General features: G+C 41.3%; 15 protein-coding genes. 1 reads left to right on the top strand and 14 read right to left on the bottom strand.

Features of this window, described 5'->3' with window-relative positions:
• Window positions 1–2: 2 nt before the first annotated feature.
• Complete coding sequence (locus tag CFK37_RS09295) at window positions 3–347, bottom strand: lyase family protein (protein ID WP_089061597.1); 345 nt, start codon at window positions 345–347, stop codon at window positions 3–5.
• Window positions 348–645: 298 nt separating this feature from the next.
• On the opposite strand from CFK37_RS09295, the gene CFK37_RS09290 reads away from it, so the two are divergent.
• A complete protein-coding gene (locus CFK37_RS09290; protein WP_172840482.1) occupies window positions 646–1,653 on the top strand; it encodes a LacI family DNA-binding transcriptional regulator in 1,008 nt (335 codons plus the stop codon).
• Window positions 1,654–2,025: 372 nt separating this feature from the next.
• Here the strand turns inward: CFK37_RS09290 and CFK37_RS09285 are convergent, their stop codons facing one another.
• From CFK37_RS09285 to CFK37_RS09225, 13 genes are all read right to left on the bottom strand, one after another.
• Window positions 2,026–2,433: a hypothetical protein gene (locus CFK37_RS09285; protein ID WP_157724828.1), complete on the bottom strand. Its 408-nt coding sequence runs from the start codon at window positions 2,431–2,433 to the stop codon at window positions 2,026–2,028.
• Window positions 2,434–2,511: 78 nt separating this feature from the next.
• Window positions 2,512–3,342 (bottom strand): D-amino-acid transaminase, encoded by an 831-nt coding sequence (gene dat, locus CFK37_RS09280; RefSeq protein ID WP_089061594.1) that lies wholly within the window; start codon window positions 3,340–3,342, stop codon window positions 2,512–2,514.
• 18 nt (window positions 3,343–3,360) lie between these two features.
• Complete coding sequence (locus CFK37_RS09275; RefSeq protein WP_089061593.1) at window positions 3,361–4,185, bottom strand: M55 family metallopeptidase; 825 nt, start codon at window positions 4,183–4,185, stop codon at window positions 3,361–3,363.
• Window positions 4,186–4,278: 93 nt separating this feature from the next.
• Window positions 4,279–5,307: an asparaginase gene (locus CFK37_RS09270; RefSeq protein WP_089061592.1), complete on the bottom strand. Its 1,029-nt coding sequence runs from the start codon at window positions 5,305–5,307 to the stop codon at window positions 4,279–4,281.
• A gap of 34 nt (window positions 5,308–5,341) precedes the next feature.
• Window positions 5,342–6,307: an ABC transporter ATP-binding protein gene (locus CFK37_RS09265; protein ID WP_089061591.1), complete on the bottom strand. Its 966-nt coding sequence runs from the start codon at window positions 6,305–6,307 to the stop codon at window positions 5,342–5,344.
• The gene (locus CFK37_RS09260) at window positions 6,288–7,301 is read right to left on the bottom strand and encodes an ABC transporter ATP-binding protein (protein WP_089061590.1); all 1,014 of its coding nucleotides are present in this window, start codon (window positions 7,299–7,301) and stop codon (window positions 6,288–6,290) included. The genes CFK37_RS09265 and CFK37_RS09260 overlap by 20 nt, the downstream gene beginning before the upstream one ends.
• Before the next feature lie 21 nt (window positions 7,302–7,322).
• A complete protein-coding gene (locus CFK37_RS09255; protein WP_245837379.1) occupies window positions 7,323–8,204 on the bottom strand; it encodes an ABC transporter permease subunit in 882 nt (293 codons plus the stop codon).
• A gap of 35 nt (window positions 8,205–8,239) precedes the next feature.
• Window positions 8,240–9,163, bottom strand: coding sequence for a nickel ABC transporter permease (gene nikB, locus CFK37_RS09250; RefSeq protein WP_089061588.1), 924 nt, complete (start codon window positions 9,161–9,163; stop codon window positions 8,240–8,242).
• A gap of 57 nt (window positions 9,164–9,220) precedes the next feature.
• Window positions 9,221–10,807 carry a glutathione ABC transporter substrate-binding protein gene (locus CFK37_RS09245; RefSeq protein ID WP_089061587.1) on the bottom strand — a complete coding sequence of 529 codons (1,587 nt, stop codon included), beginning with the start codon at window positions 10,805–10,807 and terminating at the stop codon, window positions 9,221–9,223.
• A 229-nt stretch (window positions 10,808–11,036) separates the two neighbouring features.
• On the bottom strand, window positions 11,037–13,112 hold the full coding sequence (locus CFK37_RS09240) for a sigma-54 interaction domain-containing protein (RefSeq protein WP_089061586.1): 2,076 nt from the start codon (window positions 13,110–13,112) through the stop codon (window positions 11,037–11,039).
• Between the two features lie 357 nt (window positions 13,113–13,469).
• Window positions 13,470–14,621 carry an endonuclease/exonuclease/phosphatase family protein gene (locus tag CFK37_RS09235; RefSeq protein WP_245837347.1) on the bottom strand — a complete coding sequence of 384 codons (1,152 nt, stop codon included), beginning with the start codon at window positions 14,619–14,621 and terminating at the stop codon, window positions 13,470–13,472.
• Window positions 14,622–14,824: 203 nt separating this feature from the next.
• On the bottom strand, window positions 14,825–16,303 hold the full coding sequence (locus CFK37_RS09230; RefSeq protein ID WP_089061585.1) for a serine hydrolase domain-containing protein: 1,479 nt from the start codon (window positions 16,301–16,303) through the stop codon (window positions 14,825–14,827).
• Between the two features lie 83 nt (window positions 16,304–16,386).
• Entirely contained in the window at window positions 16,387–18,891 is a 2,505-nt protein-coding gene (locus tag CFK37_RS09225) for a glycoside hydrolase family 84 protein (protein ID WP_089061584.1), read from the bottom strand.
• Between the last annotated feature and the right edge of the window lie 34 nt (window positions 18,892–18,925).

Below are 18,925 nucleotides of genomic sequence, written 5' to 3'. Positions count from 1 at the left end.
TTTCAGATAGAGAGACACTTTAGCACTTTAAAGCACCGGGGGACTGACCTCCCCGATTTCCCACCAACTGCTTTTGTGAACTCCCGGATTTGCACAATCAATGGATGCGTGGTGTCCACAATTCCTTTCCGGATGGTTTCCATATCTAGATTTTCATGGTGGGCTTTCTTCGCGATTTCTTCTACAGCTTGCTTCGGAATAATTCCCGCTTCTGCCTCGGCCTTTGCTAATGCAACCCATGAATCCAGCCATTTTTGTAATAGGGATTTATCCGCGAATACTTCCCTCATTTCTTCAGATACATAAATTCCTCTATACAACTCTGAATCGATAACATTCGATGCCATCTTAATCCCCCAACAATTTTGTAATCGCATTCAAATTCTATTATTAGACAAACGTTTGTTTAATCTTGTTTAATTAATGTTAGTATATACACCATTAAATAGGGATATATTAAAAAATATAATTAAACAATAAAGACAAACGTTTTCCTAAATGAATAATTACATACTAATATCCATTTTGCTATTTGTCAAATGGTTTTTTGAATTTAGAAACAAATAGAAAATTGATGCCAGTTGCCTTATAATGGACTTACGTTCTATCATGGGAATTTATATATTAGGAAGGTGCATGTGTAAGATGGTCACATTAAAAGATGTAGCCAAATCGGCTGGAGTTCATCCATCCGTTGTTTCGAGAGTGGTTAATAATGACGATGGATTACATATAAAAGAAGACACGCGCAGGCGTATTCTTGATACGATTAAGGAACTAAATTACCGCCCTAATCAATCCGCAAGAAACCTTAAGAAAAATGAAACCAAAATGCTTGGCATGGTCATACCCGATTTTTCAAACCCCGTGTATGCAAGTATTATTCACGGTGCAGAGGACCAGGCAGCAATGGAAAACTATAATCTCCTCGTCTACAGTATGAAACAAAAGGGATTAAAAAAGAATTATTTCTCTCATCTCTTGGAAGACCGCATCGATGGTCTCCTCATTGCAAACTCTGAATCGGACGACACAGAGATATTAGAATTACAAAAAACAAATAAGCCCTTTGTTTTAGTCAATCGTTTGATTAATGGTATCAACAATTATGTCGTGCTTAATGATGAATTGGGCGGAAAGCTGGCAACCAAGCACCTCACCGAACTCGGTCATAAGCGTATTGCTCATATTACTGGACCGCTGTTCACTGGAACGGGGTTAAGGCGATTTCAAGGATACAGACAAGGACTCCGGGAAGCAGACATAGAATTTAATTCCAGTCATGTACAGGAAAGTGAATATACGGTGGAAAGCGGCTATGCCTCCATGCAAAAGCTTTTGAATTTACCCGAACTCCCTACAGCAATCTTTGCCTCCAATATCATGATTTGCCTGGGAGCGATGAGAGCCATTTATGATAAGGGACTCTCCATCCCGGAAGACATTTCTATTGTCGGGATCCATGACACATTTTTTGGATCATCGCTATTCCCTTCACTCACCACAGTGAAGATGCCGCTATATGAAATGGGGGCAGAATCCGTTAAAAAACTGATTGCTTCTATAAAAGGTGATGAAAGGGAGAATGGGCAAGGGTTGACGATTAAAGAGGCTTCGTTGATTGTGCGGGATAGTACGAGGGAGTTGGATTAGGGGAGTTAGGATGGGGTTGTAAAACAGTTCCGTATACGGCAACTTCATTTAAGTCTTTTATCTTTTGAATAGACACATCCGTCCTTGGTTTTACCGATGGGGGTTACCAAGGGCTGTGTGTGATATTGGGGCTTAGGCTATACGTCAGTAAAGCTTTTTTGTATTTTATATAATAGTTGAAAAGCCCGGATTTAAGCACAATGTTCATAAAAGCTTAATCCTGAAAAGAAAGATTGACCCTTTGCTTAAGCACTACTTTTATCGTCTTCGCATAAAATTCAAGAAATATTATGATGATCCAAATAATCCGATACACCTCAATTGGCCATAGCATATTAATAATTTAATTACACATTTTTAACCACCCCTAACTCACATAATCATCATCAATACAATCGATATAATAATAAACAAAATTAATATACTAAACAATATACTATGTTTCTTTTCTTTATGGGAGTATGAATTATGTAGTAAATATACCGATAAACCCAAAAACACGAGGTTAAAAATAATACCACTAAAAGCATCCTCGCCACCAAGATAATTATGAATGGAAAGATAAGATATAATAAAAGTGGTTGCAAATACCCAAAGGAAAATAAACATAAACAAGCTCCTTTTTACTACTAAAAGAGAGCTGACGGTTGTTAAATCGCCAACTCTTGGAAAAATAGATTGGTAAAACAATGTAATAGTCTTTGCTATTGGAGTTGTGTAAGTAATTGCCCCAGTTATTGCAGCTTCAACACTTTCCGCAAACCCAACATGTACCATCAAGTTTTATCTCAAGGATTTTTGAAACATATTAATTAAAAAGTTAATAGATTACAAGATTTTACCATAAAAATCGCAAAACTACCCCAAAACCCTCCCCTCAAACCTCTCCTGAAGTTTACGTGTTACCGGACCCGGCTGCCCATCCGCAATAACTGTACTATCAATCCCAATCACCGGCGAAACCTCCAACGTCGTACTAGTAACAAATACCTCGTCTGAAGCCAAAAGATCTTCCACACCATATGGCTTTTCTTTAACGTTCAATCCTAGTCCACTTGCTAACCCAATTATATTTCTTCTTGTTATCCCATTCAAAATTAGGTTATTTGCTGGGTGTGTTTGGAGATCATTTCCATTTATAATAAAAACATTGCTTGAACTTCCCTCTGTTACAATGCCGTCGCGGTGAAATATCGCCTCCTTACACCCCTGTTCTTTAGCCGTTTGTTTGGCAAGAACATTCGGCAGCAAATTTATGCTTTTGATATCACAACGGAGCCAGCGAATGTCATCCATTAAAATGGTTTGAATACCTTTATTTGTTGTTTCAAAAGGGCGTTCACTCTGTTTGGTATAGGCGGTCAATAATGCCTTCGGATGTTCTGGAAAATGATGTGTACGATTTGCTACACCACGCGTGACTTGTACATATAAGGTTCCGTTAACCAGTGAATTTTCTTTCACTAATCCCATAAGCATTTTCTTTATTTCATTTAAGGATAGTGGAAGTTCTATGCGAATTTTTTGAGCACTACTTACAAGTCGATCCAAGTGGTTGTCGAAGTCAAAAAGTGCCCCGTCATAAATACGGAACACTTCATAGACCCCATCGCCAAATTGATAGCCGCGATCCTCCATATCAACCTTTGCCTCTTCCCGATCCATAAAACGATTTTGAAAAATAATCATTAGTAATCTACTCCCCCTTTACGATGAAAATGTTGAACTTGCCATCATAATTAAACTTCGAATGAACCGATAGCACTCAAGCACATCGTCGGTTTCAAAAGATACTGATAGTGGGGTTATTCTTTTAACCACTGGAAGAATTTCAGCAGCATCTGCCAAACCAGTATTTAAAAACTCCACTTCTACCGTTAATGGCCCCTCGACAACAAAAGGATCTATCTTATCTTTTAGGGACATCGCGGTTGTTGACTTCTCTTTTATAATGGATTGCGCTTTTTCTGGATGAAGATTCTGGGCAGTGGTTCGATTGATCGTCTTTTTGACAACTCCTTGTTGAATGTTCGGTACGTATGTAACTGCTTCCTTGGCAAGTAAATTACACCCTGATACAAATACTACTGGTACGCCATAATAACCTGCCACAAGAGCGTTTAGCCCAAACTCGCCATATTCAACACCATTGATGATTATCGATTTGATTGTTCGGCCACTAAACGTGTGATTTAATATGCCACTTGTACCCATTCGGGTATGATAACCGATAAAAAAAGCCACATCAAACGTTGAATCAATTCCTTCCATCATTGCCAGCTTTTTCGGTGAACCAATGATGAGTTCAGCTTCCGGAGATAATTGATCCTGTACAATGTTTCGCATTGTCCCATGTGAATCATTAACAACAACTTCCTTAGCTCCTCCCTGCAGTGCGCCTAAGATGCCCGCATTTACTTCTCCAGTCATTAGCCTCCTTGCTAAATCATGCTCTCTGCCATTTCGGGCAGTATGTTCTCCATGAACAACCCCCGAAACTCCTTCTATATCTGCAGAAATAAATACCTTCATTAAATTCTCACCTCTTCCTGATGATCCATTCCATAATAATTCCAGTATTCGTAAAATCGTCCCGCTGAATCTATCTGCATGAACATCATAAAATTATTTCACGAATACCTCTTTTTCTAATTCGAATTCAGCTGTGATTTTACCAACCACATTTCCCGCCATATTTTTAATGATAGGTTCCGCATAAGACTGAAGGATTTCGTATTCTTGTTCGTCCCCAACATTCATTTCCTTCAATACCTTCATAGCTGCCGCACTAGTTGCTCTCCCGTTACCGTCCTCTACCTTTATTGCGATACCTATCCCTGATTCTACTAGGCCAATACATTGAACACCTTCAGCCCCAGCTTTGGCTACAATTTTTCCATCAAATGCTTTCATTAAATCTGTATCGAAACGATTGGTCCCTGCTACCATTTCTGGATGTGCCATCATGGAATCTCTTATTGTCGTAAGCGCCTTGGTATAGGTGTCATCTATCATTTTCTCTGGGCTGGATAAACGGGCAAATCCTGTGGCTATTTGTTTAAGTGGTAATTGATGAACTGGTACACCACAGCCGTCAACACCAATCCCGATCGCTTCCTTATTGAAATCGCAAATAGTCGAAATGACATGCAAGATTCGTTGTTGATGCGGATGATCCAGCTCCCTGTAGGTTTTGGTTTCCTCATTTAAATGGACACACGTTGCCAACATCCCTGTATGTTTGCCAGAACAGTTACTAAATACCGGCGTTAACTCTTTACCATTGCGAATCAGTTTTTTGTAACTTTCAAGGTCCCTTGGAATGTGGGTTCCACACTGTAATGAATCCTCACCTTGCCCTACCTTTTCCAGCAAAGATAGAACCCTGGACCGATGAAAGGGCTCTCCGTTATGAGATGCACAGAACAACGCTATATCTGCCGCATCAAAAGAAAAATTTTCAACTGCTCCTGATTCCACTATGGGAACTGCTTGAAAAGGCTTCATGGAAGATCTTGCAAATGTTGGCCGATTTGGGTCCCCATATGAAAATAAAACTTTTCCCATACTATCTACTACCACAACGTCAATCTCGTGAACACTTTCCAAACAACCCCCACGATAAACATGAACCGGTTTTTGCTGTATACCCATTTGATCATCACCTCTAAGATTTATATTTTTTACTTTAATCGTACAGATGGCACGCTACCAGCTGGCCATCTGCAACCCTTTTTAACCTTGGCTTTTCAGTCATGCACTTTTCCATCGCATAAGGACACCTTGTGTGGAACCTGCATCCACTTGGAGGATTCGCAGGACTTGGAATGTCCCCTTTTAGGATAATACGCTCCCTTTTAACCGTTGGATCTGGAATTGGTATGGATGATAATAATGCCTGTGTGTAAGGATGTTTCGGATGGTCATAAATCATATCTTTCCCAGCCAATTCAACTAATTCACCAAGGTACATAACACCAACCCGATCGCTGATATGCTCCATCACGCTTAAATCATGGGATATAAATAAATAGGTCAGGCCAAGCTCCTCTTGAAGATCTTGCAGGAGATTAAGTATCTGTGATTGTATCGAAACATCCAGCGCAGACACTGGTTCATCCGCGATAATCAGCTTAGGGTTTAATGCAAGTGCCCGTGCTACTCCAATTCTTTGTCTTTGTCCACCACTAAATTCATGCGGATAGCGGTCCGCGTAATTTTTATTCAAACCAACTATATCGAGTAGTTCATTAACTCTTTTCTCTTTTTGAACTTTCTCGTATTTGTGGATAGTTAAAGGTTCCGATATAATTTCTTTCACTTTCATTCTAGGATTTAATGATGCGTATGGATCCTGGAAAACCATTTGAAAGTTTTTACGTACATTTCTTAGATTGGTGTCACTTAAACTACTAATCTCCTGACCGTCAAAATAAATATTTCCACTTGAGGGAGAAAGTAAATTCATAATCATGCGCCCTGTAGTTGATTTACCACAACCGCTTTCGCCTACTAAACCAAACGTCTCTCCTTCTTCAATCGTAAAAGAAACACCATTAACCGCCTGTATTGCTGATTTATTTTTTTCGAACCAGCCTTTCTGGACAGGGAAATGCTTTTTTAAGTCCTTCACTTCAACTAAAGGCTTTGCCATGTTCTACCTCCTTACTTTCAGACTTATTCTGATAGAGCCAACAACGGCATGAATGTTCATCATCAAGGAGTTCTAACGCTGGATCTTTGGAATGACAAATATCCATAACATGGGCACATCGGGGCGCAAACTTACAACCTGATGGCATGTTAGCTGGATCGGGAACGTTTCCCGGGATTGAATCTAACCGTTTGCTTCCTTGGCGGAGTTTTGGAACTGAATTGATCAGGCCCTTGGTATAGGGGTGTTTCGGATTGGCAAACAGTTCATACACGTCTGCTTCCTCAACTACCTTTCCCGCGTACATAACTACCACTCTGGAACACATTTCCGCTACAACCCCAAGATCATGCGTGATTAACAGGATTGACGTGTTTTCTTCTTTTTGCAGCCCTTTCATAAGCTCAAGAATTTGTGCTTGAATCGTTACATCCAAAGCTGTGGTAGGTTCATCGGCGATCAAGAATTTCGGGTTACAAGACATGGCCATTGCAATCATTACCCGTTGCCTCATACCTCCAGAAAGTTGATGAGGATATTCAAAAATAACTTCATCCGCCCGTGGAATTCCCACTTGTTTGAGCATATTTATCGTATGCTGCCTGGCCAGTTTTTTATTGTACTTTAGATGTAGCAGAACTGCCTCTTGTATTTGCTCACCAATCTTTTTAACTGGATTAAGAGAAGTCATCGGTTCCTGAAAAATCATGGCCATGTCATTGCCTCTGATTCTTCTCATTTGTTTTTCAGTAAAACCGGTAAGTTCTTCTCCATCAAATTTGACAGAACCGGCTACTATTTTTCCAGAAGTATCACGGAGAAGCCCCATGATAGAAAGGGAAGTTACACTTTTGCCACTGCCCGATTCACCCACAATACCAAGGATTTCTCCTTTTCGAACGCGAAAGTCAACTCCATCAACTGCAGGAACACTACCCTTGTCACCAAAAAAATGGGTTTTCAATCCGCTGACTTCTAATATATTTTCATTCATTATCGGAACGCTCCTCTCTCATTAATTTTTTATCTTAGGATCTAAAGCGTCTCGCAAACCATCACCGAGTAAATTAAAAGCAAGTACAGTTAAAAATATAGCTAAGCCAGGGAAAAACGTGATATGTGGATCGGTACTAATGTAATCCCTTCCCATGCTTAGCATAGCTCCCCACTCTGGAGTAGGCGGCTTTGCTCCTAATCCGAGAAACCCAAGACTAGCTGCAACCAATATGGCATTTCCAATTCGCATGGTGAAATAAACAATGATACTTGAAACCGTTTCAGGAAAAATGTGTTTCCAAATTATCCGCTTGTTTGTAGCCCCAATCGATCTAGCAGCCTCGACAAACACGGATTGTTTTGCTGACAAGGTGCCGCTTCGAACAATTCTTGCAAATGTAGGTATCGTAAAAATAGAAATCGCAATGACCACGTTTGTTATACCAGGTCCCAAAATGGCAATAATGCCAATGGCTAGCAGCATTCCAGGAAATGAAAATAGAACATCACAAGCTCGCATGATTAAGCTATCGATCCACCTTCCATAGAATCCACTAATTAAACCGAGTATGGATCCTAAAGCAGCACCAACGAACACGGAGCTGATACTGATAAGCAGAGAGATCCTTGAGCCAACGATTATTCGGCTGAAAATGTCCCTGCCGTAAGCATCCGTTCCCGCAATATGTTGAGCGGATGGACCTTCAAGAATATGGTTGTAATCAGGCTCCGCTACTCCGTATGGTGCTAGAATCGGGCCAATAATCGCGATGATAAACAAAAGCAGAATGAATACTCCTGATACTAAGGCGGGTTTTTGCTTTTGGAACTTTTTCCAAAAATCTAGCCACAATGTTGCTCTTCTATTTTCATCGACAAACGTATCGTCTTCAGATTGCATAATCATTTTTGGTTCAGCCATTTATTTCACCCTCCTTAATCAAATCTAATTCTCGGATTGAATATCCCGTAAAGCAGGTCGACAATTAAATTAATGAGCATAAATTCTAGTGCGAATAGTAGAAGTTCTGCCTGTATTACCGGGTAATCCCTGAAAGATATCGAATCAATTAATAAACTTCCTAATCCCGGCCAACTAAACACTACCTCAACAACGATTGAACCTCCGAGTAAAAATCCAAATTGAAGTCCACTCATCGTAATAATTGGTATCATCGCATTCCTTAATGCATGCCCCCAGACTACCTTCCTTTCCGACAATCCTTTTGCACGTCCAGTTCTAACAAAGTCATCTTTTAATGTATCCATTAATGAGGAACGCGTAAAACGGGCAATAACAGCTGCCACGGTAGTCCCTAACGTAATGGCTGGTAAAACGTAACTCTGCCAGGAATCATTTCCACCTACCGGAAGCCAGCCCAATTTCACTGAAAACAATTGAATTAGAAGCAACCCAAGCCAAAAGGCGGGCATGGATATGCCAGATACAGCACCAAACATCCCGGAAAAGTCCTGCCATTTATTTCGATTTGTTGCCGAAACTACACCAATTAATAGCCCAATAACCGCCGACCACGCCATGCTCCAAATGGTCAGCCAAAAGGTGGGCATAAACCTGGATACAATGACATCAGTAACTGACCTTCCTGTTTTTAATGAAGTACCTAAATCCCCTTGGAACAAACCACCCATATAGGAAAGATATTGTTTCCAAATTGGCTCGTTTAGACCTAGTTCCTCCGCTACTGATTGAACCTCCTGAAAGGTAGCCTGTTTACCAGCTACAAGTCGGGCGGGATTTCCGGGTATTAAATGTACGAATAGAAAAACAAGTATAGAAATAACAAGAAGTATCGGAATAAGCTCTATTATTCTTTTTGAAATATATCGTAGTACCAAAAGCCTTCCCTCCTTTATGGAACTGGGGGCTTCAGAAATTCATCCGCCCCCAACCATTTATTGTTCAATTTTTGCGTCATGCGTACTTAAAGATCCATCAGGCAACAAATAAACACCTTTCAAATAATCTTTCTTTCCGCTAATGGTATAATCAACCGATAGGAAAGCCCATGGTGCATCGTCCCATATTATTTTCTGCATCTCAGCATAATACTTTTCTCTTTCTTTCGGATCAGCTGTTAGAAGAGCTTTTGAAATTAATTCATTTACTTTGTCATTTGAATAATAAGCTGTATTATATGATTGTGGCGGAAATGCTTCCTTGCCACCTAGTAACGGACGAATCCCCCAGTCAGCATCTCCGGTAGATGGAGACCAGCCACCATAATACATTTCAAGTTCCGTTTCATTTGGCTTCGCAGACCAAATCTTTTCGGACATTGTTCCCGTTTCCATAGGAACAATTTCAACCTCTACTCCAATTTCCGCTAGTTGTTGCTGGATGAATTGCATCCCTTTCATTGATGTGGAGTTGTTTTCTCCCCAAACCGTAGTTTTAAAGCCATCCGCATAACCAGCTTCTTTTAATAATTGCTTGGCTTTTTCTAGATTATATTTGTATACTTCCTGCCCGGAATAAAATGCTGTTTTGGGCGCAATAACGGAATCTAACGGTTTGGCAAATCCACTTTTAACCACTTTAATAAATGCTTCCTTGTTAATGGCCAAGTTTATTGCTTTACGAACCTTTACATCGTTAAACGGCTCTTTCCTGTTATTCATTGCCAGGTATTGGACAACAATGGACGGCTCTGCCTTTACCTCAATCCCATTCTTACCATCAATTTTCTTAGCCTGCTCCGGTGGGACCGGATAAATAAAGTCCGCAGCACCTGTTTGTAGCTTGGCAACTCTTGATCCATTCTCAGGAGTAGGTTCAAATGTAATTTTATCTACCTTTGGATAGTCTTCTTCCCAGTAGTCATCATATTTCGCAACAGTCAGATGATCCCCGGGAACCCATTCTTTAAATTTGAATGGACCTGTGCCAACCGGATTTCTTGCCACCTCATCCCCGTACTTTTTAAGTGCCTTCGGGCTGATAATTCTACCTGCCGGATGTGCCAAGTTATTGATAAAAGCTCCGAATGGTTTTTTAAGATTAATTTTTACCGTATACTCATCAACGGCTTCCGTACTATCCACCATCGCAAACAAACTGTGACGTTTTAAATGATTGTCCGGATTGGCTAATCGATCAATATTAACCTTTACTGCCTCCGCATTAAATGGGGCACCATCATGAAAGGTTATTCCTTCTTTTAAATGGAAAGTGTACACTGTCCCATCGTCATTAACTTTGTAATCCTTTGCTAAAACAGGAACAACTTCCATGTCCTTACCGAAGCCAAACAACCCCTGAAACATCGTTCGTTGTGCTGAACCTGACAAGGTATCATTGGTATCGTGCGGATCCATGCTGATAAAGTTGGCATCGACAGCAACGGTTAAATCATTACCCTTTTTTGCGGGTGCATCCTGACTTGATTCATTACCGCTCGATTCATTGGAACAACCAGCCAGCAACAAGCCCAAAATCATTAGACCCGCAAAGAGAGTGTAAATCCCTTTCTTTTTTAACATCAAATTCCTCCCTAAAATGAATTTTTCTTCCTGCCCTAGTACATGCAATTTCCATGCCAACTTTAAAATGGTTTCAATCCTGTGACAATTCAATAAATTCTAATTACATCAATTGTCATTTGGTTGGTCATTTCTACATTTATCGGTGGAATTGGGTAGCCATATAAATGCAATTAAAAAAACAGAAGCATTGTGAATGCCCCTGTTTTCGCTATCCTTTATTAAACTTTCAACCATTTTCAGCTAGATATTCTAGTAAACCATTACCCTCACTCGTAATCTCGCTTCCCTTCCGCCCACGGGACACAATAATCAAGCCTGCATTTCGCAACAATTCTTGCCTGTATCTGACTTGCTGGTCGGACAGGTTATATCCGCTATCTCTAAGAAAGTTTAGCATCCTATGTCTGCCTGAAGAGGATACGGCATTTTTAGACAGAAATTTTAACATCGTAACCAACTCATCGATAAATCCCCGTTCTTGAAAAGATTCGATTATTGCATCGTAATTTCGCTGTTTTTGTTCTTCAATGTTTATAAAACGTGAATTCATTAAGAAAGGCAACTGTTCCTTATAAACAGTGTCCTCGCAGATATGGGCAAGATATTCGATTGTGTTCTGCAACTCCCTAATGTTCCCTGGCCAATGGTAGCTCTTTAATGCCTCTAGTGCCCCTTTGGAAAATGTGAAGGATGTACGTCCCAGATCCCTTGAAAACTTTTTAATAAAAATGTCACTTAACAATTCTATGTCATCAACTCTATTTCTTAATGGGGGAAGCCAAATCGGTAAGACATTTAACCGATAAAATAGATCCTCACGAAAGTCACCGCTTTCTATTAATTCTTCCAAGTTTTTATTGGTTGCTGCTATAATCCTCAAATCCAGAGAAATAATTTGTTCGCCGCCCACTCGTAAAATTTGTCTTTCCTGCAGGACACGTAACAGCCTATTTTGAATGGTTGGTGAAGCATCACCAATTTCGTCCAAAAAAATTGTTCCTTTATGGGCTTGTTCAAATAGTCCACTACGGCCATCCTTTTTTGCTCCGGTAAATGATCCCCCTTCATAACCGAATAACTCACTTTCCAACAGGGTTTCAGATAATGCGGCAAAATTTGCACCGACAAAAGGATGGTAGGAACGCAATGACTCGTTATGAATAGCTTGTGCTAGTATTTCTTTCCCCGTTCCTGTTTCCCCAAGGATCAAAATGGTTGAATCACTTTTAGCCAGCTTTTTTGCTATTTTGATAGATTCAAGAATGGTTTGATTCACGGTTACCATATCATTAAATGTATACTGTGCTACAAAGTTCTTACCCTTTATTTTATTGCGATAATTATATTCAATTTGTTGAATTTCGTTAGTCCTCCGAAACATTAATAAGGTTCCAAAGACTTCACTATCCACATAGATATTTTTCTTACGGATGTAATAGGCAATTCCATCAATATCTTTGAATGTATCATCATCGTTTTTAATAGATTGAATTCCTTTGATAAAAGCAGAGGGCACAACGGTTTGAATTTCTTTACCTATCATATCCAGGCCTTGCCGCTTTAGCAGATGTGTTGCTTTTTGATTAATCATATTAATGACACCATCATTGGTAAAAAGCAGGATTGCGTCATCTATGTTATTTACGATTTGCTCTAAACTGTTTCTCAGTGACTTCGCAGTAAAAATTTCTTGACTAAGTTCCTCTGTTAAATGAACAAGCGATTGAATATAGCGGGCAGACAGCCGATTCAACTCAAAATCCGACACTTTAAAGTGATTAAAGACTTCAATAATGGAAGAAATGTCAATAAACCTTGATCCGATGTCAATCGTCTCGTCCACCGTATCCGGAACAAGGTGCGCATCCCCTGGAGTAATGGCAATTTTAACCTCCGTATCTAATTTCGCTCCAGGATAATAAGACTGGAAATTTAAGTGGATACCAGTTTCTTTAACAATTGAAATGGTCTCCTCAGCAGCCTCTTTCATGTCACTTACTAGAAGAACTTTTGATCCTTTGGGAATTTCTAACACTTTCCTTACTTTCGGGAAGTTCAACATTCGCTTTGCAATAATAAATGGGGTATCTTTTGGGAAATAAGGTTTAACCATTTGTAATAAGATTTTACTAGTAAGCAGAACAAGCGTATCATCCTCGATAGTCGAATGGAACAACTCGTCCACAGTACGAGCATGAATCTCAAAGTATTCATTCAACCTAATCTCCTGTAATTGTTCAATAATGGTTTTCAGCGTGTGTTTTTGATACGAAACGACCATGATTGAACCATACGTATTCATAGAAATGCCTCCAATCTTTTTTGGTCCAAGTTTTTATTTTTAAGTCTATGTAACTCGTAATTTTACTAAGTTCAATTGTTACGACAAAAAACTAGTTTTTTTATTATCCTATGGTAGCACGGTTATTTCACAATAGAAAGAATAATCCTACAATTTAGTCGACTCCAATCCCGTTTCGCCAATGACCCTTGTGTGCGGAGACATTAGAAAATCTTGGCTTGTCGCCAAGAACTAATGGCGAAAGCCTTAGATTTTTTTATACTTTATACCGATTCTTAAAGTACAAAAAGGCCTCCACAATTTTGCGGAGGCCATTTTACTTTTTTGCAATCATCTAAATGAATAATATAACCGTTTCTACTGCCATCCCCTTATCAAATAATCCGCATCATTCCTAAGAATCTCATACGCTTCTCCCGAAAGCAGCCCACTTTCTTCCTGATGGTCCAACAAAACCTTAAAGCCTTTCATATGTTCGATAACCTTTTCCCCTTGTTCTTTTTCCTCGTATTGGCTCACAACAGCCAAATGGAGTTTTAATGCACGGATAGCATCGTCACTAGCGAATTCTCCCGCTTCCTTAAAATAATCAATCAGGGAGCTCAAACCGGCTGCATCAAATGGATGACTCCCAAGCTCAAAGGTAACATCCGATGTCACTGGAAGATGGTCTGACGCCTTTGACTGGAAAATGTGTGCTGACTCGACTTCCATCCCCGGTGTTGTAAATAGATAGTCAATTCGTTTAATCGGCGAGTGGGAGGGGTACGTATAGCCGGGATTCTCATGGGTCATTGCCCAGGCATCTCCAAATTGTTGAAAGAGCGGGTCCAATTCAGGTGAGTCTGGAGATGCGTTCATATCGCCAACCAGTAGGCTATTGCTGTGCCCAGACATAATTTCGAGCATATCCTCGATTTGCATTTCCCGAACGGTCGGATCCGGTCGATAGTCAAGGTGTGTTACGTAAAACCATACTTCCTCGCCTAGCACATGAATCTGCGCCTCGAGAAAACCTGGCGCAGGTCTCGGTGAGGGATTAGGATCTTGGGTCGACAACCTTGCAATGTTATGATTTTCGGCGTTTAAAATTGGGTATTTACTCAAAACAGCCACACCGTACTGTCTTCTTGGACTTCCTTCTGACGGTGGATCCAGATTGTAAATAGGTGCAAAAAAGTAATTCATGTTCAGTTTATCGGCGAGTATCTTGATTTCATTTTCATATTGACTTCGGCCACCCCAGTGCACATCAACTTCCTGCAAGCCGATAATTTCGGCTCCGGATTCGCGAATGGTATCTGCAATTCTATCAAGGTCGTAACGCCCATCAACCCCGATTCCCGCATGCGTATTATAAGTGGCAACCTTGACAGTCACTTCATCCCCAGGCTCAAAGTCCTCCCGATTATCCGCATCCCTTTTGTTCACATCTTTAGCAGACACAGTCCCGGGTAATGATGAAAACAAAAGTAAAATGGCCAAAACCATGACATACCACTTTTTCACATTTCATCCCTCCGTATTAAATAACTTATTTTGACACCTTTTTGGAAGTCGATATTTCCATGGTTTGATTGCTGATTGAAATGCACATCCCCCCATCGCTTTAGCGCTTTAAAGCAATGGGGGACTGACCCCTTTTATGCATCACTTTAACACTCTAATGCAACGGGGGACTGACCCCCTCTATGACCCCCTTCTGACCCCCTCTACTGCCACTTCTCTATCAAATAATTCGCGTCAGTTTTAAGAGTTTCATAGGCTTCCTCGGAAATCAATTCGCTTTCCTTTTGATGGTCCAACAATAGTTTAAAGTTTTTCATATGTTTAACAACTTTTTCCGCTTGGTCATTGCTTTCATATTGGTTCACTGCCGTCAAATGTAACGTTAATCGGTGAACGGCATCACTGTTCTCAAATTCCCCTTTTTCCTCCAATTGCTTTACAAGCTCCTTCATGCTGGCAGCACTCCAGGCATAGATAGCATCCGCGGTTTTTCCTGCCACCTGTCGACGAATCGGATTGGTTGAAGAAGATTCACGGGTCGGATGAACATTATTCGTCAGTACAATTACCATCGTTTGCTTGTTCGGGTTGATAACAATGGAAGTCCCGGTAAATCCAGTATGCCCCATTGTTGAAGGCGACGCTAAGGCTCCCATGTACCAGCTTTGATTCAATTCCCAACCTAGGCCATGCGCATCACCTGGAAAATTAGGAAGTTGATTGGTTCCCATTAGCTGGACGGACTCTGGTTGAAGAATTCTTGCCCCTTCATATTGCCCATCATTAAGAATCATTTGTGCAAAAATTGCCAAGTCCCGTGCGGTTGAAAACAATCCTGCATGGCCAGCAACACCATCCATGATCCAGGCGTTTTCATCGTGTACCTCAGCCCAAACAAGCCCTCTGTCTGTCCACGGCTGATATTCCGTCGCAGCAGTACGATCCTTTAGTGATGCCGGCGGATTGAACATCGTATCATTCATTCCAAGAGGCTCTGTAATATGTTCGTTAATATAGTGATCAAGTCGTTCGCCTGACAGTTGTTCGACCAATGCCCCAAGTGTAATCATGTTAAGATCACTGTAGGCGTAATGGGTGCCCGGATCATGTTCTAACGGTTGGGCAAATACAGTTTGATACGCCTCCTCCCGTGAATCCGCCATGGTATATAGGGAAATCCATGGGGTGAAGCCGGAAGTGTGTGTCAACAATTGCCTTATGGTTACATCTTCCTTACCATTTTGGGCAAATGCAGGAATATATGTTGCCACTGGATCATCCAAGTTAAACTTTCCCTTTTCATACAACTGCATCACAGCAGTCGAGGTGAAAATTTTTGTTATGGAAGCCAAGTCAAAGATCGTGTCTGCTTGCATTTTCACAGGGTTTTCCATTTCCTCATAATCATCATTTACATAACGGGCCGCGTAGCCGTGGGCATCCTCTTTGACGATTTTCCCAGACCGGGCTACCAAGACCACCGCCCCTGCCATTATTCTGTTGTCAATCCCTTGTTGGATAACCCCATCTATTTCATCTAGCGGTTGCTGCAGCATGTGAACGCTGCTTGCTGGTCCTGGCTCCAACACGATTGATGAAGCATAACTTGTTCTTGCACTTACGAAAAATGACGAGACGACAAAAACAAAAATCAACGCTATCGTTATGAATTGTTTTATCATTATTTTTCTCCTCCCACAGATGCCTCTTGTGGCCCAGAATTGTCCTGCCACAAGAGGAAATTTTATGCAGCGAATCTATGAATCTATTGCCACTGTTTAATCAAAGAATCTGCAACTAACCCAAGAACATCGTAAGCTCTTTCCGATATTGCTTCCTGTTCTTTCTGCTGATCAAGCAATAGTTTAAAGCCCTTCATGTGCTTGACAACCTTTTCCGCTAAATCCTGTTCTTCGTATTGGCTCACAGCGGTCAAATGCATCGTTAAAGCACGAACTGCATCATCACTGGAAAATTCTCCTTCTTTTACGAAACGTTGAATGAGCGACTTCGCATCCGCGGCACTTCTGGTCTCGTAAATCGTAATCGCTTTCTGGATGAACGGCTGGATCACACCCGGTGCCATTACCTTATCGTTTGGAATCGTGTATACCCCTTCAGGAATCGTGAGGGTTACCTTGCCATTCTCAACACTAGATTTTGCGCCGATGATTGCATTGCTTTTCAGCCAGTTGCTGACATGTATGCTGAGTACGTAGCCGTTGTCGGGAATTGGCGAGTTGTTGCCGCCCATTGCCACAACTTTACCGTCCACAACTGTTATTTCATAACCCCAGATGTTTGTTCCCGTGGTATCGCCAAATTCAGGCGTGTATTGGATGAGCTCACCTGCCCCGCGAAACGTATTTATCCCGTCTAGACTTCTTGTCGCCACGAGCGGCTCGGTTACGTCCAATTCAATGGTATCGTGGGCAAGAATGGTATCCAGTTCCGCCCGAAAATGCTGGGCCTTTTCCTGTTCACCATCCAGTTGAGCGGTTAACATCTTAACCGCAGCCTGTCCAGCCTTTCCATAAAAGGTTAGCTTTTCGAGCCATGGTGAGGCTTCCTTCAAAAAGTTTTCATTATCCAAGTTATTTCGCAATTTTGTTGGTGCTTGTTCAATCGTTTGAAATTCATCTAGTAATCTGGTTGCCGCACGCTTAACATCATCCGATTCATAAGCAGTCCACAACTCCTCTATTAGCGGTGAAAGTGTCAATGATTCTTGATCATTCAACCGAGAAGAATACGTATTTTCCGCAAAAGTTTTCAAGTCCTCTGCTGCATCACCCCCAAAAGAGGTTAGACTCCGTTTCCAGGAGGCCAGTGGATCGTAAGCGTCGGGATTCCATGTATAATCAGCCACAGTATATAAGGCTATTTTTGATGCTTCCGCCTGAATCAGTGGGTTGGCCGTTATTCCCAGCACGCCGTGTTCAGTCAGATCTGGATCCCGGTTCATGAGCGGCCCTAGAAACAAACGACTCGTGTCAAAGTCGTTCACCGGGTAATTGTCCCAAAGCAACAAATCATGGCCAAACATATCCGCTGCTTCCTGTGCCTGTTCTGAGGTGATTTCATGGGAAACGACAGCGGGTCCCGTCCAATCAACAATTATTTTTTGATCAACTAACTCTGCAAATTGTTGTTGATAGATGGTATTTGCGGTTCCTGAATATTCAGTTGGCACCGTAATGAGCCGATTGGTGTTCTCATGTGTTGCAATAAATTCCTGTTGAAAGCGATTTAACAAAAACGCTTGCGCGGCTGCAGCGGGACTAGGTTCGTCTCCAAATTTCTGTTGGTCTGATTCACAGCGCAGATTTTGGGAGATATCATCCAGAAAAATCGCAAAGGAGCGCACACCGATATCGTACATAGACTGCATCTTGTCCATCAATAACGCAAAATCATCGTTTCCCGAATAACAGACACTTGTACCCGGGGAAAGGCCGAATACGAACTGCACATGATTTTGCTCTGCCTTTTCCACAAGCCCTTTCAGTAAATTAAGACGATTTTCTGGATAAGGTTCACGCCATTTACTCAGATGGTACGGATCATCTTTTGGTGCGTAAACGTATGTGTTCAGCTTGTTTTCACCATAAAATTTCATTTGACTCAACCGATCTTCATGTGACCACGGTTTGCCATAAAATCCTTCAATCACCCCGCGCAGAGGCATTTTGGGCCAATCGCGAATAGTCACTCCCGGAACCCAATCCCTGCCAGATTGGGGATTAAGAAGTTGATCAAACGTTTGAGCAGCGTAAAATGTTCCCGTTGTATCTTTCCCAGCTAAGACGATTCTTTTTTTACCGTCTTTCCCAAGCCCACTTGCAAGCACATAGCTTTCATTTTTAAGAACATCAGGTCCTTCCACACCAAGCGCTTGTATCGCTTCTTTTATTACCGGATTTTCAGACGGCATTCCTACCCAAATTGTAACGGGGGTATTCGGAACCGTCCCGTCATTATTGCGCACAATTCGCTTAACATCAGCAGAATGTAATGTATCGATAACTTCACGAATCGCTTCGGGGTCCGTGTGTTCTCCAGTAACTAACCCAACAACGGGAGTCAGCGGAAAGCCATCTCCAATTACCTTCAGCTGTTGCGGTGTTGGTGAAACACTAATATCCTTGGCTGGTGACTTTGCATAAGCAACACCACTGTTTGTAGCAACTAACACGGGCATTAGCAGCATTAACACAAAACAGAAAAGCAGGCGCCGATTTACGAAAAACTGTGTACGAATGTGTACCACCCCTTCTTCTTTTATAAAAACTATTTGTAGACCC

Source organism: Virgibacillus phasianinus, assembly GCF_002216775.1.
Classification (GTDB): Bacteria; Bacillota; Bacilli; order Bacillales; family Amphibacillaceae; genus Virgibacillus_F; species Virgibacillus_F phasianinus.
Note: the sequence above shows the minus strand (reverse complement) of the source record. Positions and strands in the feature narration are given on the sequence as shown.